This window comes from Sphingobium sp. (assembly GCF_035511395.1).
In the GTDB taxonomy this organism is placed as follows: domain Bacteria; phylum Pseudomonadota; class Alphaproteobacteria; order Sphingomonadales; family Sphingomonadaceae; genus Sphingobium.
Map to the genome: position 1 here is coordinate 1 of NZ_DATKFP010000057.1, position 13,990 is coordinate 13,990.

Here is a 13,990-nt window from a genome sequence, read left to right on the forward strand (position 1 = left end):
CCTCACCGCGCTTTGCCTATGTGATCGCCGATTTCCACAACCCCACCGGGCGCAGCATGGACCTGGGTACCCGTCGTGCGCTGGTGGCGGCAGCGACGCGCAGCCACACGCCGCTGATCGTCGATGAAACGATGGTGGCAATGGGCCTGGACTTTGCGCCGCCGCCGCCGGTGGCGATGCACGACCCGTCGGGGCGACAGGTCATCACCCTGGGGTCGGCGAGCAAGATCTTCTGGGGCGGCCTGCGCGTCGGCTGGATTCGTGCCGATGCGCAGACGGTCGCTGCGCTCGGCCGGCTGCGCACCACGATGGACATGGCAAGTCCCGTGGTCGAGCAACTGGCCGTCGCCCAACTGGTCGATGCGGATGTCGGCCTGGGTGCGCGGGCGGAGGTGCTGCGGGGTCGGCGCGATCATCTGCTGGGACTTATCGCCCGGCATCTGCCGCATTGGCGGGTCGAAGCGCCCGCCGGAGGCCTGTCGCTCTGGGCCGAATTGCCCCGCGCCGAAGCGACCGCACTGACGGCGCTCGCCGAGAGTCTCGGCGTCCGCATTGCCGCCGGTCCGCGCTTCGGTGTGGGGGGGGCGTTCGAGCGTTTCCTGCGTTTGCCCTTCACGCTGGACGAAGCACAGCTGAAGGCGGGTATCGAAAGACTGGTAGAGGCCGATCTCCGGCTTCACGCCCGTATGCCCAAGACGCGCGATTCGCTCGCCATGGCGCTGGAGGCGGACCGGTTGATCTAAGCTTTCGGCAAGATGCGCGGAAGAGCGCATCTTGCGACAGCACCGGCCCGCTGCCCAACCCGGTAACCCAACGGCAGCATAATATGGGCCGGGGTGGCGGAGCGGGGCCGGTGCCGAACGCAACAAAAAGGCCGCGCGGATCGCTCCGCACGGCCTTTTTCATGTCGATCCGAAGACCGGCCTTACGCCGCCTTCTTCGATTCCTTGTAGCGTTCGATCGCCTCCAGCACGATGCGGCGGGCGTCTTCCGCGCCGCCCCAGGTGCCGATGCGCACCCACTTGGTCTTTTCCAGATCCTTATAGTGGGTGAAGAAATGTTCGATCTGCTCCATCACGATGCCGGGCAGGTCGTCCTTTTCATCGACGTTCGAATAATAAGGGAAGGTCTTGTTATCCGGCACGCAGACCAGCTTTTCGTCGCCGCCGGCTTCATCTTCCAGATTGAGCACGGCGATCGGACGCGCGCGCACGACCGAACCGGGGACGAAGGGCGAGCGGGCGATGACCAGCGCGTCCAGCGGATCGCCATCAGGCGACAGCGTGTGCGGTACGAAGCCATAGTTCGCGGGATAGCGCATCGGCGTGTGCAGGATGCGATCCACGAACAAGGCGCCGGACGCCTTGTCGAACTCATATTTCACCGGCTCGCCGCCGGTTGGAACCTCGATGATGACGTTGAGGCTGTTGGGCGGATCGTCGCCGACCGGGATCAGTTCGATGTTCATGGAAACGCCTTTTGCTTCATGTTGCGTTGCGGGTGAGTCATGTTCTCGGCTTGAGCAGCTTGTCGAGGCTGCCTTCACCCTCTCCTGTCTTTTCGAGGCGCGGATAGCGCAGGCCGCCCGAATAATCGAGAGTCAAAGTGCGGTAGTATTTATCCTGCTTCAGGATGATCTGGATCGGCGTCTTGGCCTTGATCGCGGCTTTCCACACGTCGCCCGAATATTCGTCGCCATTGACCGCCAGAATCTTCGCGCCGGTGACGAGGCCCGCCCTGAACGCCGCGCTGTCCCAGATGACGCCGCTGATCTCGCCGTCATTCTTGACCATGGCGCCGATGCCGAAGCTCTGGTCGACCATCTTGTTGGCGCCCTCGGCCGCCTTGGTGATGGCGCCTGGTTCCTCGCCATAGACCAGCTTGTAGCCGCCCAGGATGAAGCCGCCCTTCGGTGTTTCCTTCGTCGGCGAATCGACATATTTCTGAAAGAAGCCGGCCCAGTCATAAGGTGCGATGTCGTTCAGCGTCTTGATGACGTCGCCGCGATTATAGACGACCTGGCCCCAATCGCCCGGATTGATACCGAAGAAGGCCTTGGCGAAATCGTCCAGCCCCTTCTTGCCGCGCGTTGCCTTGGAAATGATCGCATCGGCCTCCAGCCAGATCATCAGGCCTTCATTATAATAGTCCTCCGACCGCTGCCAGCTGACCCAGCCCTTGGGGCGGCGGGCGGAGATGACGGGATCGAGGGTGGTGTCCTCCATCGGGCGCCACTGGCGACCGACCGCCGTGTCCAGCTTCGCCGCGATCTGGGCATAGGCATCTAGCGTTTCCTGCTTGCTGAACATGCCTGAGCGTGCGCCCAGCACATAGCCCCAGAATTGCGTCTGCCCTTCATAGACCCACAGCAGATTGTCCTGCATCGGTACGTTGAAATCGGGCGTCCACAGCAGGTCCGGGCGGCGGAACTTGCCGTCCCAGCTATGGGTGAATTCATGCGGCAGCAGGTTGCGGTCCAGCAGTGCCTCGCCCGAATCCCATTTCTTGAAATAGCCCGGCTCGACCTGATTCTCGGACGAGCGATGATGCTCCAGACCGATGCCGCCCATCTCGTCGGTGATGGCGAGCAGGAAGTCATAATGGTTGAAATGATAGGTGCCGAACAGCGAACCGGCCTCGGCCACGAGCTTTTTATGCTTGGCGATCTGCTCGGGCTTGAAGTCCAGCTCGTCGGCGTCGTCGGCAACCAGGTTCAGCGTGACGTTGCTGCCAAGGTCCACCGGCTTGAAATATCGGCCGGCGAAGACAGGGGAATCCTGCAACGCTTCGTAATCGATCGTCTCATAGGCGACGCTGTCGCCCGTCTTCGTGCCGCGCAGCGCGGTCGCGGCCTGCCAGCCGGCGGGATAGGTGACGGTCGGCTGGATCGGGATCTGGCGGGTATAATAGCCGGCCGGATAGAGCGAGACGCTTTCCCACTGGATGTTCAGCATCTTGGGCGTCACGACGACGCGGCCCTGATTGGGCTGGGTGGCGGACAGGAACTGGAACTGCGCGACGATCTCGGTCGCGCCCTGCGGCACGTCGAGGTTGAAGGCATAGACGTTCAGCGGATCGCGCTTCCACGCCACCGGCTGGCCGCCCACGGTGAAGGTGATGCCGGTCAGCTTCTCGATCTGGCCGCGTGGAGCGTGGTTGCCCGGCAGCCAGGCCGGCATCAGCAACGTCAACGGACCGGCTGCGGCGACCGGGATGGTTTCCTTGACGCGGAAGATGCGCTGGGTCGTATCGGTGGCATCGACCTCCAGCCGGATGGTGCCGCCGGGATAAGGTACATCCTTTGGGGCAGGTGCGGCATTGTCGACGGGCAGCGCGGTCGGCTTGGACCGGATCGCGTCCTGCGCGAACAGCGGACTGGCGATTGCGGTCGAAAGGCCCGTCGAAAGGCAGAGTGCGGCAGCAAGGCTGCGGATCATGAAGGTCTCCAGAAATTTCTGCGGGTCGGACGACCCGGATGCTTTTCAGCATGGCGCTATGGGCGGCCTGCGTCCACCCCCCTGAACCTGACCTTAAAAAGCGCGTTTTCATGGGAATGATTTGCCGTTAAAGGCGCTGCCCCATGGCCAAGATCGAAACACCGCGCCCAAAGACCCCTAATCCCGTGCGCGGCACGCAGGACATGCTGGGTGGCACCACCGAAGCGTTCCAGGAACGTTTCGCGCATGTGGTCGCGACGTTCGACCGGGTGCGCAAACTCTATGGTTTCCAGCGGGTCGAAGTGCCCGTGTTCGAATCCACCGCCGTCTTCGCGCGGTCGCTGGGCGAAAGCACCGACGTCGTCTCCAAGGAGATGTACACGTTCGAGGATCGCGGCGGCGACAGCATCACCCTGCGCCCCGAATTTACGGCGGGCATCAGCCGCGCCTATATCACCGAAGGCTGGCAGCAATATGCGCCGCTGAAGGTCGCGACTCATGGTCCGCTGTTCCGCTATGAACGCCCGCAAAAGGGACGCTTCCGCCAGTTCCACCAGCTCGACGCTGAAATCCTCGGCGCGGGTGAACCGGGCGCGGACGTGGAACTGCTGGTGCTGGCCGACCAGTTGCTGAAGGAGTTGGGCGTAGCAGATGGCGTGACGCTCAACCTCAACACGCTGGGCGACGGGCCGAGCCGTGACGCCTGGCGGGCGGCGCTGATCGCCCATTTCGAGGCGCATCGCGACCAGCTGTCGGAAGAGAGTCTCGACCGGCTCCAGCGCAACCCGCTGCGCATCCTCGACAGCAAGGATCCGCGCGATCGCCCGGTCGCCGACAGCGCGCCGGACATCGACGCTTACCTTACCGACGAAGCGCGCAGCTTCTTCGAGAAGGTGACGAGCGGTCTCGACGCGGCAGGCGTGGCGTGGGAGCGCAACGCCCGGTTGGTGCGCGGCCTCGATTATTATCGCCACACGGCGTTCGAATTCATCACCGACCGGCTTGGTGCGCAGGGTACGGTGCTGGGCGGCGGGCGCTATGACGGGTTGATCGAAAATCTGGGCGGTCCCTCGACCCCGGCGGTCGGCTGGGCGGCTGGGATCGAGCGGCTGGCGATGCTGGTGGATATGCCGGAAGCGGCGCGCATCGACGTCGCCGTCATTCCCATGGGCGATGCCGCCGAAGGGGTAGCGATTGGCATCGTCGCCAATCTGCGCCGTGCGGGTGTCGTGACCGACATGGGTTATCGCGGCAATATGAAGAAGCGGATGCAGCGCGCTAATGCGTCCGGTGCGCAGACGGCGATCATCATCGGCGACGATGAACTGGCGCAAGGCGAGGTAACCGTCCGCAACCTGGTCGACGGATCGCAGGAGCGCTGCAAGATTGAGGCGTTGGGCGACTATCCACTGGTTAGCAAGGCCAGCTTTGTCGAAGGTCTGCTGAAGGGTTTCGATCCGACGAAGGCGACCGCCAACTAATGCACATCTCCGCCGAACGCATCGCGCAGATCGAGGCGCGCCGGGACGAGGTGCAGGCGTCGATGACGCGCGCCGATCTGCCGGCCGATGCGTTCGTGCGGCTGTCCAAGGAATATGCCGAGATCGAGCCGGTGGCGAAGGCCGCGCGCGAACTGCGGCGGCTGCGGCAGGAATTGTCCGCGCTCGAAACCATGACCGGCGGCGAGGAAGCCGATCCCCTGATGCGCGAGATGGCGCAGGAGGAGATGCAGCTGATCAAGAGCCAGTTGCCCGACGCGGAGCGGACGCTGGCCTTGCAGCTCTTGCCCAAGGATTCGGCCGACGCCCGGCCCGCCATGCTCGAAATCCGCGCCGGCACCGGCGGGGACGAAGCCGCGCTCTTCGCCGGCGACCTGTTCCGCATGTATCAGCGCTATGCCGATGCGCAGGGCTGGAAGATGGAGATGATCGCCGCCAATGCGTCGGAGCAGGGCGGCTTCAAGGAAGTGGTCGCCAGCATTAACGGCACCGGCGTCTTTGCCAAGCTGAAGTTCGAGAGCGGCGTCCACCGCGTCCAGCGCGTCCCCGCCACCGAAAGCGGCGGGCGCATCCATACCAGCGCCGCGACCGTCGCCGTGCTGCCCGAACCCGAGGAAGTGGATGTCCAGATCGCCGACGGCGACTTGAAGATCGACATCTATCGCGCGTCGGGCGCGGGTGGCCAGCACGTCAACACGACCGACTCTGCCGTGCGCATCACCCATTTGCCGAGCGGCATCGTCGTCACCCAGCAGGATGAACGGTCGCAGCACAAGAACAAGGCGAAGGCGATGCAGGTGCTGCGCGCGCGTCTCTATGAAGCCGAGCGCGAACGCACCCAGAGCGAACAGGCCGGCGCGCGCAAGGCGATGGTGGGATCGGGCGACCGGTCCGAACGCATCCGCACCTATAATTTCCCGCAGGGCCGCGTCACCGATCATCGCATCAACCTGACGCTGCACCGCCTGCCCGAAATCCTGGAAGGGCCCGGCTTGTCCGAAGTCATCGATGCACTGGCGGCCGAAGACGAGGCGGCGCGTCTTGCACAGCTGGACGGGGTGGGATGACGGTTCCCGACACGCTGCGCGCGGCGACTGTCCAACTCGCTGTGGGCAGCGACACGCCGCGCCTCGACGCCGAACTGCTGATGGCCCATGCGCTGGACCTGACGCGCCCCGACATGCTGCTGCGCCAGCGCGATCTGGACGTCCCCGCCGATTTCGTCGCGTTGCTGGAGCGCCGCCTGTCGGGCGAGCCGATCGCGCATATTACCGGCATCCGCGATTTCTGGACGATCAGCCTCACAGTAACGCCCGATGTGCTGATCCCGCGGCCTGACAGCGAAACCCTGATCGAGGCGGCGGTTGACCATTTTCGTGACCATGCGCCGGCCATGGTCCTCGATCTTGGCACCGGGTCTGGCGCGCTGCTTCTGGCGGCGTTGGCGGAATGGCCGCAGGCGCGAGGACTGGGCGTCGACGCCTCTCCCGCCGCGCTCGCCGTCTCGCGCGACAATGCCGCGCGGCTTGGCCTTGCGGAGCGCGCGGTGTTCCAGCTTGGCGACTGGGGGGATGGGGTGGATGGTCCCTTCGATCTGCTGCTCATAAACCCGCCCTATATCGGCCGTGACGAACCGCTCACCGGCGACGTGCTGCACGATCCGGCCAGCGCCCTGTTCGCGGGCGTGGACGGCCTCGACGATTATCGCCGCATCGTGCCTGATCTGCCGCGCCTGATCGCGCCGGGCGGGATGGCGGCGATCGAAATCGGCTATGACCAGCGGGACAGCGTCTCCGCGCTGCTGGTCGAACAGGGGCTGGAGGTGCGCGTCCGCCGCGATCTGGCAGGCCATGATCGCTGCCTGATTGCGATCCATCCATCGTGAACAACTCTTGATTTACCATCGGACAAGCGAAAATTGCTTGGTTTCTCGACGGAAAGTCACTACATCAGCGTCAGGGACGGCTCTATCTTGTGACATGGTCGCTTAGATCATTGATAGAAAAGGCCGTTTTCACGCTCCTTAAAGTCATGACGGCGCTCGCTGCGCAGGCGCCGCTGGCAGCTGGGAAATGGTCCGGCTCAGGGCCATGCCCTGCGGAGCCGTATCCGGCCTGAATTTCAGGCCGTGCTTGGGGATGGCGACTGAACAGTGTTTTCAGTGAAGTTTGGCATAGCGAACGCAAGGATCATATCTTGATCAACAATCGGCAGGCCGGTCGCCGCAATCGCGGCCGGAACAATAACAACGGACGCCCCAACAGCAATAATCGGGGTGGTGGCGATAATGGCAACCGCATCGACAACCGCTCGCGCGGGAACGCGGCCCAGCTTCTTGAGAAATACAAGAATATGGCCCGCGACGCGCAGATGGCCGGCGACCGGGTGAACGCCGAATATTATCTGCAGTTCGCCGACCATTATTTCCGCGTGCTCGCCGACAATCGTGCGCGCCAGGAAGAGCAGCAGCAGCGCTTCCGTCCCCGCGAAGAGAATTTCGACGAGGATGGCGAGGAATTTGACGCCGGCTTTGACGGCGGTGATGATTTTCGCAGCGAGCAGCAGCCCTCCTACGACCGCGCGCCACGCGATCAGGAGCGTCGCTATGATCGCGGCTCGGACCGTAACGAGGAGTCGCGTGACAACCGTGGCGGGCGCGACAATCGGGAGGGGCGTGAAGCTCGGGACCAGCCCCGCGACCAGGAAGGACGCGAGGGCCGTGACGGCCGCAACAACCGCCGCGACCGCAACAACAATCGTCGCGATCGTTTCGCGGCCGATGAACAGGCGCCCGTCCAGCATGAAATGGGCATGGAAGGCCCGGCCGGCAGCCCTGCCGCGGCGCCCGCGCCACAGCCGGTAGCCGAAGCGGCGTCCACGCCGGAGGCCGAAGCGCCCCGTCCGCGTCGTGGCCGTCCGCGCAAGGTCGCTGCTCCCGCCGAGGCTGGCGAAGCGTTCGACGCCGCCGTCCTGCCGCCGTCTATCGCGCGCGCCGACAATGACGCCGAACCGGCGGCCGAGGAAGCGCCCAAGAAGCGTACTCGCCGTCCCCGTGCGACCGAAGCCGCCGAATAAGCACTTCGACGTTTTAGATTGAAGGGACGATGCCAACCGCATCGTCCCTTTTTTCATGCTCGCTTTCCAACCGCGTCACGATCCGGCACAAGGCTCTCATCTTGCTGGAGAGATGCCGATGAAAGCCGTGCGCCTGCTTCCCCTGCTGCTGACCACTCTTCCTTTTTCGGCGCAGGCGCAGGACGCAGCCGACCCGACCGGCGCCACCGCGCAGGGCGATATCGCCGTCACCATCTACAATAATGGCCAGTCGCTGGTGCAGGACGACCGGCAACTTCCGGTCAATCAGGGCCGCAACCGCATAGAATTTCCCGACGTATCCGCGCGCATCCGTCCCGAAACGGTGAATCTGTCCGGTCCGGGCCTGTCGATCGTCGAACAGAATTTCGACTATGATCTCCTGTCCCCCGACAAGCTGATGGACAAGGCGGTAGGACAGGACGTGACCCTGCTGCGCACCAATCCTGCCACCGGTGCCGAAACGCGCGAGCGGGCGAAGATCCTCGCGGCCAATGGCGGCATCGTGCTCCAGATCGGCAGCCGGATCGAGGTGCTGCGCGACGACGGCCTGCCGGTGCGGGTCATCTTCGACCGGGTGCCGCCCAATCTCCGCGCCCGTCCGACCCTATCGGTCACGGTAGAATCCGCGCGCGGCGGCACGGTGCCGGCGCGGCTATCCTATCTGACGCCCAATCTGGGCTGGACAGCGGACTATGTTGCACTGTTCGATGCCGCGAAGGGCGCGATGGACATGCAGGGATGGGTCACGCTTACCAACAATACGGGCACCAGCTTCACCAATGCGAAGACCATCCTTGTCGCGGGCAACCCCGCCAATGGCGGCGGGCGGCGCAACTGGTGGCAATCCTCCAGCGGCGCGATCGATCAGGCCGGCACCGAAAGCGGTCCGCGCGAGCGGCTGGGCGATTACTATCTTTATCCACTGGCCCAGCGCACGACCATTGCGAACGCCCAGCAAAAGCAGGTCAGCTTCCTCGACGTGAAGGGCGCGTCGGCGCAGGCCATCTATGAATATGTCAATGGCTGGCTCGGCAGTTCGGCCGAACCGATGAGCGCGTCGAGCGTACTTAAATTCTCGACCTCGAAACAGGGCGGCCTTGGCGACCAACTGCCTGCCGGCACAATCCGTGTTTATATGCGCGACGCGCGCGGCGATCCGCAGTTCATCGGCGAAAACAGCATCGACCATACATCGATGGGGTCGTCCATGGCGCTGCGCACCGGTGAAGCCTTCGACGTCAAGGTGCGGCCGACGGTCGAGCAGCGCACGAAGAAGGGCGGTTCGCGCTGGGAAACCCGGATGCGCTACACGCTGACCAACGCGCGGCCCGAGCCTGTGACGATCGACCTGGCGCAGCAGGGGCTGTGGGGCGACACCCGCGTCACCACACAAAGCCTGGGCGGCCAAGCGATCGAGGGCAAGCGCGTTTCGACCGACCGGATGGAATGGAGCGTCGCGGTTCCGGCCAATGGCTCGATCGACCTCAGCGTCACCTTTGATTCGCGCTACTGAGGCGGACGGCGTCGATGCCGCGCTTTTTCTCCCTGCTGCTTATCCTTTGGGCCTGCATGGCGCCGGTCCGTGCGGACACGGTTGTTTCGGCAAAGGCCGATGCGGTATCCGTCACCGTTTATCGCCAGCCTGGTCGCGCCAAAGGGGCGATCGATCGCAATTGGCCACGCGGCTATGCGCTGATTACCGAAACCCGCACCGTCGATCTGCCACAGGGTGAATCGACTGTCCGGTTCGAGGGAGTCGCCGAAGGCCTGATGCCCGAAACGGCGGTGCTGTCCGGTATGCCACGCGGTGTGCGGGAGAAGAATCGCGATGTCCGCCTGCTGTCGCCGGCCGGACTGGTCGACGCCTATCTGAAGCGCAGCGTCACTCTGCGCCGCACCGACCGCAAGACCGGCAAGGTAACCGAGCAGGATGCGATCATCAGTGCCGGGCCGACCGGCGGCGTGATCGTTCAGACCGTCCATGGCTATGAAGCGCTAGGGTGCAGCGGCCTGCCCGAACGCATGCTCTATTCCCGTGCGCCCGCGGACCTGTCGCCGCGCCCGACTCTGTCGGTAATTGCGACCAGCGATCGCGCCGCTCGTGCGACGCTGCAACTCACCTATCTGGCCGAAGGATTCGACTGGGCCGCCAACTATGTCGCGGACATGAAGCCCGATGGCCGGACGTTGGACCTCATGGCCTGGCTGACCGTGGCCAATGGTGGCATTACCGGATTTCCGGATGCCCGGCTGAGCGTCATTGCCGGCCAGCCCAACAAGCGGGCGCGGCCGCAGCAGCCTCGGCCGACTGGCGGGCCGCTGCACCTGATCTGCTGGCCGATGGACGTTACCAGCACCCATCCCCGCTGGGATCTTTTCCCAGTCGAAATGCCCGCGCCACCGATGATGGAGATGGCAGGCGCGCAGGCCATTGTCGTGACCGGCATGCGTCGTGAGCCGATGCCCATGCTGGCCGCTCCAGCCCCGCCACCGCCACCGCCGCCTCCCCCGCCGCCGGAGGATGTGGGCGACCTCAAACTCTATCGCGTGCCGGTGACGGTCGACATTTCCGCCAATGGCCAGAAGCAGGTAGCTCTTCTTCGGCAGGCGGATGTGAAGGTGGAGCGGCTATATGCTGCGACTGTCCGGACCGCGACCGATGAATCGCAGCCGATGACATTGCGGCTGCGCATGCAGAACCGGAAGGCAGATAATCTTGGCCTCGCAATGCCATCGGGCCAGGTCGCGGTGTTTGAGGATGTGGGCGGCATGCGCCTGCTGGCGGGCGAAACCGATGTCGCCGACAAGGCTGAGGCCGAGCGGGTGGATTATGATCTGGAAGCGAGCGCGGACGTCCGGTTCGCTGTCCGCAGCATCGCCGAATCGCGCAGGATCCGACGCTGGGCGATCACGCTCAGCAATGCCCGGCCCTTCGACATAGCGACCGAAGTCGTCATTCCGCACGATATCGATCCTCGCCCCACCGGTCTGGAAAGGCGGGGCGATGCCTGGATCTGGCGCACGACCGTGCCCGCCAACGGGACGCTGGACTATGTTTACACCGAGCGACTGGCCCGCTGACCGATCAGCTTTCGCGGAGTGGTCGCGGCCGGTAATTCGCATCCAGCGCGACGAAGGTGTAGACGCCGCTGGTCAGTTCCACTTCCTCCCGGTTAGCTCCGCGCGTCGCTACCACGTCGACCCGAATCGCGACGGAGGTGCGACCGCGGCGCTCTTCGCGCGCATAGACCGACACGATGTCGCCCAGCAGGATAGGGGTGATGAACTTCATGCTTTCGATCGCAACGGTTGCGACCGCGCCCTGCGCGATCCGATGCGCGACGATGCCGCCGGCGATATCCATCTGGCTGAGCACCCAGCCACCGAAAATATGGCCGTTGCTGTTGATGTCGGTCAGGTGCGGTACCACCCGCAACACCACCTCGCCTCGCGTTTCAGTCGTCAAAGGGTACCTCGTCTTTCAACCGGTCTATCACATGCTCGTCATGCCCGGTCCCGTGCGACAGGAAAGCGAGTGCCATCAGACCGGTTCCCAGCATGAAGGTCAACCAGACCCCCAATATAGTCGCGATCGCCATATGCAACGGCAACGTTCCGGTCCACCAATAGAGAAGGAACAATGCCACCACGACGCACAGCGCGCCGGCCAACGCCATCCAGCCCATGAGGCGTCGGAACCGACCCCAGGCGGTGGCCGCGATCTGCGGATCGTCGAGCGCTTCCTTGCGTGTCATCCCTTTTCAATGGGCTGCAAAAGTGGGATCATCAAGCGCCTGAATATCATGAATTCAGGCGAAAAGGAGAGCGGCCATGAGCATCGCGACGATTTTGCAGGGGAAGGGACGCGACGTCATTCATGTGAAACCCGGCGACAGCGTATTGTCGGCGGTGCAGTTGCTGGCGGACAAGCGAATCGGGTGCGTGCCGGTGGTTGAGAATGATGAAGTGCTCGGCATATTTTCCGAACGCGATCTGCTCTATCGTGTTGCCAGGGACGGGGCGGATGCCCTCAATCATACGGTCGGGGAAGTCATGACCGCGCCGGCCATCACGATAGATGATCAGACTCCGGTGCTGCACGGTCTGTCGTTGATGACGAAGCGGCGCGTTCGCCATCTGCCTGTCGTGATCGATGGCAAGCTGGCCGGTCTCATTTCGATCGGTGATCTGGTGAAATTCCGCATCGACACGATCGAATCGGAGGCGGCATCGCTCCGCGACTATATCCAGACGGCATGATTGGCGCGTCGGCTCAGGCGATGGCCTGGGCCGGCGCCCTGCGCCGGACAAGCAGTTCGACCAATTCCTTGAACGTTCCCCGCGCGCAAAGCAGCAAAGCGCCGAGATAGGCGAGGCCGCCGATCGGCACCAATATCGCCAGCCGGATAGGGGCGGGGAGGGGCGGCAGCAGCATATTCGCGGCGATCACTGCTCCGGCCATCAGCACGGAACAGCCAAGACCCGGTGCCGCCGCGCGAATCAGATCGGCGAATCGCAGTCCCATTGGTCCGCCAGCGAGCCGTGCGGTGATCACCGTCAGCACCGGGAAGGCCGCGAGCCAGGCCCAGGCCAGACCGATCGCGCCAAACCGGATACCGATCAGGAAGGCGGCAGGCATCAGCACTGCTCCCGCTGCAGCGACACGGGCGGTCGTGCCGGGACGGCCCAGCGCATTGCTCACCGGTGCGAACATCACCTGCAACGTCATGAATGGCATCGCCAAGGCGAGAATCGAGACAAAAGGCGCCATATCCAGCCACTTCTGCCCGAACAATGTTTCGACCAACGACTCTGACGTGACGGCCATGCCCAGATAGATGGGGCATGTCAGCAGCAGGAGCAGCTTGACCGCCTTGCAGAAGGACCAGGACACCCGGCTCACATCCTTCTGCATTCGCGCATAGGCCGGAAAGGCGACATCGTTGAGCGGCGGCACGAATTTGCTGACGAAAATCTGGGTCAGGAACAGCGCCTCGGCATAGAGGCCCAGTTGATGTGGTTCCAGCACGCGCCCGCCGATGAAGATGTCGGCTTGGCTCTGGACGATCCAGAACAACTGGCCTCCAAGAAGCGAGGCCCCATAGGCGACCATCGCGCCAGTACCACGGAGATCGAAGCTTGGTATCGGCCGGAATCCGGTGACGATCACATAGCCGGCCGCCTTGACCCAAAATCCTGTGATCGGTGCGAACACCAGCGTCCATACCCCCCAACCGGACACTGCACCGGTCAGGGCGACCGCGGCCGATGCGGCGGCGGCAATCAGATTGACGAGGGCAGGGCGCTTGAAATCCAGCGCCCTGCCCATGATCGCCTCGGGAATCGAGATGAACGGCGTGGAAAGATAGAGAAGCGCCTGCACCCGGAGCAGGTCGGCGACCATCGGCTGGTCATAATAGTCCGCCGCCAGCGGCGCGATTCCGAGTTGAAACAGCGCCAGGCTGCCGTTGAGCAACAGCATGATGCCGAACGCCTGCCGCAACCGATGCGGTTCGACCGAGTCCGACTGCACAAGGGCGCTCACCAGTCCATAGCCGTTGAGGAAGGTGGCGAAGTTCAGGATCACCTGGGTCATGGCGAACAGGCCGTAATCGGCCGGATCGAGCAGGCGGATGACCGCCAGCGTGACCCCCCAGCTGATGACTTGCGACAGGATCTGACTACCCGATCGCCAGAAGATCGCACTCCTTATGCGCGCGCCGAAACCCGCATCATTCGCGTCGGCATCCTGCAAACCCATTATAGCTGTCTTCCCTTGATCCTGACCGCAGTCGAATCCGGTCTAGACCCAACCTCCAAAAATTTCTGAAATAAAATTGCAAAAAGGGTTTGACGGTTCGGGCGGTCGGGCCTAGAGGGCTTTTCACCGGACGGGACGACGCCACTGCGGCGCTGGACTGTACGGTCGCCAACATAGACGGACACCAGTCCCCCAAA

The 13,990-nt window shown here is 63.8% G+C and carries 13 protein-coding genes; 8 read left to right on the forward strand and 5 right to left on the reverse strand.

Annotated elements, in window-relative coordinates:
- A partial coding sequence (locus tag VMR39_RS03280; RefSeq protein ID WP_325414314.1) for an aminotransferase class I/II-fold pyridoxal phosphate-dependent enzyme occupies positions 1-743 on the forward strand: 743 nt, incomplete at its 5' end.
- Between the two features lie 182 nt (positions 744-925).
- On the opposite strand, the gene ppa is transcribed toward VMR39_RS03280, so the two are convergent.
- Together ppa and VMR39_RS03290 are read right to left on the reverse strand one after the other, a co-directional pair.
- Positions 926-1,468: an inorganic diphosphatase gene (gene ppa / locus VMR39_RS03285; RefSeq protein ID WP_325414316.1), complete on the reverse strand. Its 543-nt coding sequence runs from the start codon at positions 1,466-1,468 to the stop codon at positions 926-928.
- A gap of 37 nt (positions 1,469-1,505) precedes the next feature.
- Entirely contained in the window at positions 1,506-3,437 is a 1,932-nt protein-coding gene (locus VMR39_RS03290; protein ID WP_325414318.1) for a peptidase M61, read from the reverse strand.
- Between the two features lie 143 nt (positions 3,438-3,580).
- Between VMR39_RS03290 and hisS the strand changes: the two genes are divergently transcribed.
- From hisS to VMR39_RS03320, 6 genes are all read left to right on the forward strand, one after another.
- Positions 3,581-4,918, forward strand: coding sequence for a histidine--tRNA ligase (hisS, locus tag VMR39_RS03295; RefSeq protein ID WP_325414320.1), 1,338 nt, complete (start codon positions 3,581-3,583; stop codon positions 4,916-4,918).
- Positions 4,918-6,003, forward strand: a complete 1,086-nt coding sequence (prfA, locus tag VMR39_RS03300; protein ID WP_325414322.1) for a peptide chain release factor 1 — start codon at positions 4,918-4,920, stop codon at positions 6,001-6,003. The genes hisS and prfA overlap by 1 nt, the downstream gene beginning before the upstream one ends.
- Complete coding sequence (gene prmC / locus VMR39_RS03305) at positions 6,000-6,821, forward strand: peptide chain release factor N(5)-glutamine methyltransferase (RefSeq protein ID WP_325414324.1); 822 nt, start codon at positions 6,000-6,002, stop codon at positions 6,819-6,821. The genes prfA and prmC overlap by 4 nt, the downstream gene beginning before the upstream one ends.
- A 311-nt stretch (positions 6,822-7,132) precedes the next feature.
- Positions 7,133-8,011, forward strand: coding sequence for a DUF4167 domain-containing protein (locus VMR39_RS03310; protein ID WP_325414326.1), 879 nt, complete (start codon positions 7,133-7,135; stop codon positions 8,009-8,011).
- A gap of 118 nt (positions 8,012-8,129) precedes the next feature.
- Positions 8,130-9,545 (forward strand): DUF4139 domain-containing protein, encoded by a 1,416-nt coding sequence (locus VMR39_RS03315; RefSeq protein WP_325414328.1) that lies wholly within the window; start codon positions 8,130-8,132, stop codon positions 9,543-9,545.
- Between the two features lie 14 nt (positions 9,546-9,559).
- Positions 9,560-11,113 carry a hypothetical protein gene (locus VMR39_RS03320; protein ID WP_325414330.1) on the forward strand — a complete coding sequence of 518 codons (1,554 nt, stop codon included), beginning with the start codon at positions 9,560-9,562 and terminating at the stop codon, positions 11,111-11,113.
- A 4-nt stretch (positions 11,114-11,117) separates the two neighbouring features.
- On the opposite strand, the gene VMR39_RS03325 is transcribed toward VMR39_RS03320, so the two are convergent.
- Both VMR39_RS03325 and VMR39_RS03330 read right to left on the reverse strand, forming a co-directional pair.
- Positions 11,118-11,498 carry an acyl-CoA thioesterase gene (locus VMR39_RS03325; RefSeq protein ID WP_325414332.1) on the reverse strand — a complete coding sequence of 127 codons (381 nt, stop codon included), beginning with the start codon at positions 11,496-11,498 and terminating at the stop codon, positions 11,118-11,120.
- Positions 11,488-11,787 carry a hypothetical protein gene (locus VMR39_RS03330; RefSeq protein WP_325414334.1) on the reverse strand — a complete coding sequence of 100 codons (300 nt, stop codon included), beginning with the start codon at positions 11,785-11,787 and terminating at the stop codon, positions 11,488-11,490. Before VMR39_RS03330 ends, VMR39_RS03325 begins: the two co-directional genes overlap by 11 nt.
- Before the next feature lie 76 nt (positions 11,788-11,863).
- On the opposite strand from VMR39_RS03330, the gene VMR39_RS03335 reads away from it, so the two are divergent.
- Positions 11,864-12,292 (forward strand): CBS domain-containing protein, encoded by a 429-nt coding sequence (locus VMR39_RS03335; RefSeq protein WP_325414336.1) that lies wholly within the window; start codon positions 11,864-11,866, stop codon positions 12,290-12,292.
- A gap of 13 nt (positions 12,293-12,305) precedes the next feature.
- Here the strand turns inward: VMR39_RS03335 and VMR39_RS03340 are convergent, their stop codons facing one another.
- Entirely contained in the window at positions 12,306-13,793 is a 1,488-nt protein-coding gene (locus VMR39_RS03340) for a lipopolysaccharide biosynthesis protein (protein WP_325414338.1), read from the reverse strand.
- Positions 13,794-13,990: the final 197 nt, after the last annotated feature.

Coding starts and splice junctions, on each gene's coding strand:
- VMR39_RS03330 (WP_325414334.1), bottom strand. CDS start 11,787: ATGACACGCAAGGAAGCGCTCGACGATCCGCAGATCGCGGCCACCGCC.
- prfA (WP_325414322.1), top strand. CDS start 4,918: ATGCACATCTCCGCCGAACGCATCGCGCAGATCGAGGCGCGCCGGGAC.
- VMR39_RS03335 (WP_325414336.1), top strand. CDS start 11,864: ATGAGCATCGCGACGATTTTGCAGGGGAAGGGACGCGACGTCATTCAT.
- ppa (WP_325414316.1), bottom strand. CDS start 1,468: ATGAACATCGAACTGATCCCGGTCGGCGACGATCCGCCCAACAGCCTC.
- prmC (WP_325414324.1), top strand. CDS start 6,000: ATGACGGTTCCCGACACGCTGCGCGCGGCGACTGTCCAACTCGCTGTG.
- VMR39_RS03340 (WP_325414338.1), bottom strand. CDS start 13,793: ATGGGTTTGCAGGATGCCGACGCGAATGATGCGGGTTTCGGCGCGCGC.
- VMR39_RS03320 (WP_325414330.1), top strand. CDS start 9,560: ATGCCGCGCTTTTTCTCCCTGCTGCTTATCCTTTGGGCCTGCATGGCG.
- VMR39_RS03315 (WP_325414328.1), top strand. CDS start 8,130: ATGAAAGCCGTGCGCCTGCTTCCCCTGCTGCTGACCACTCTTCCTTTT.
- hisS (WP_325414320.1), top strand. CDS start 3,581: ATGGCCAAGATCGAAACACCGCGCCCAAAGACCCCTAATCCCGTGCGC.
- VMR39_RS03290 (WP_325414318.1), bottom strand. CDS start 3,437: ATGATCCGCAGCCTTGCTGCCGCACTCTGCCTTTCGACGGGCCTTTCG.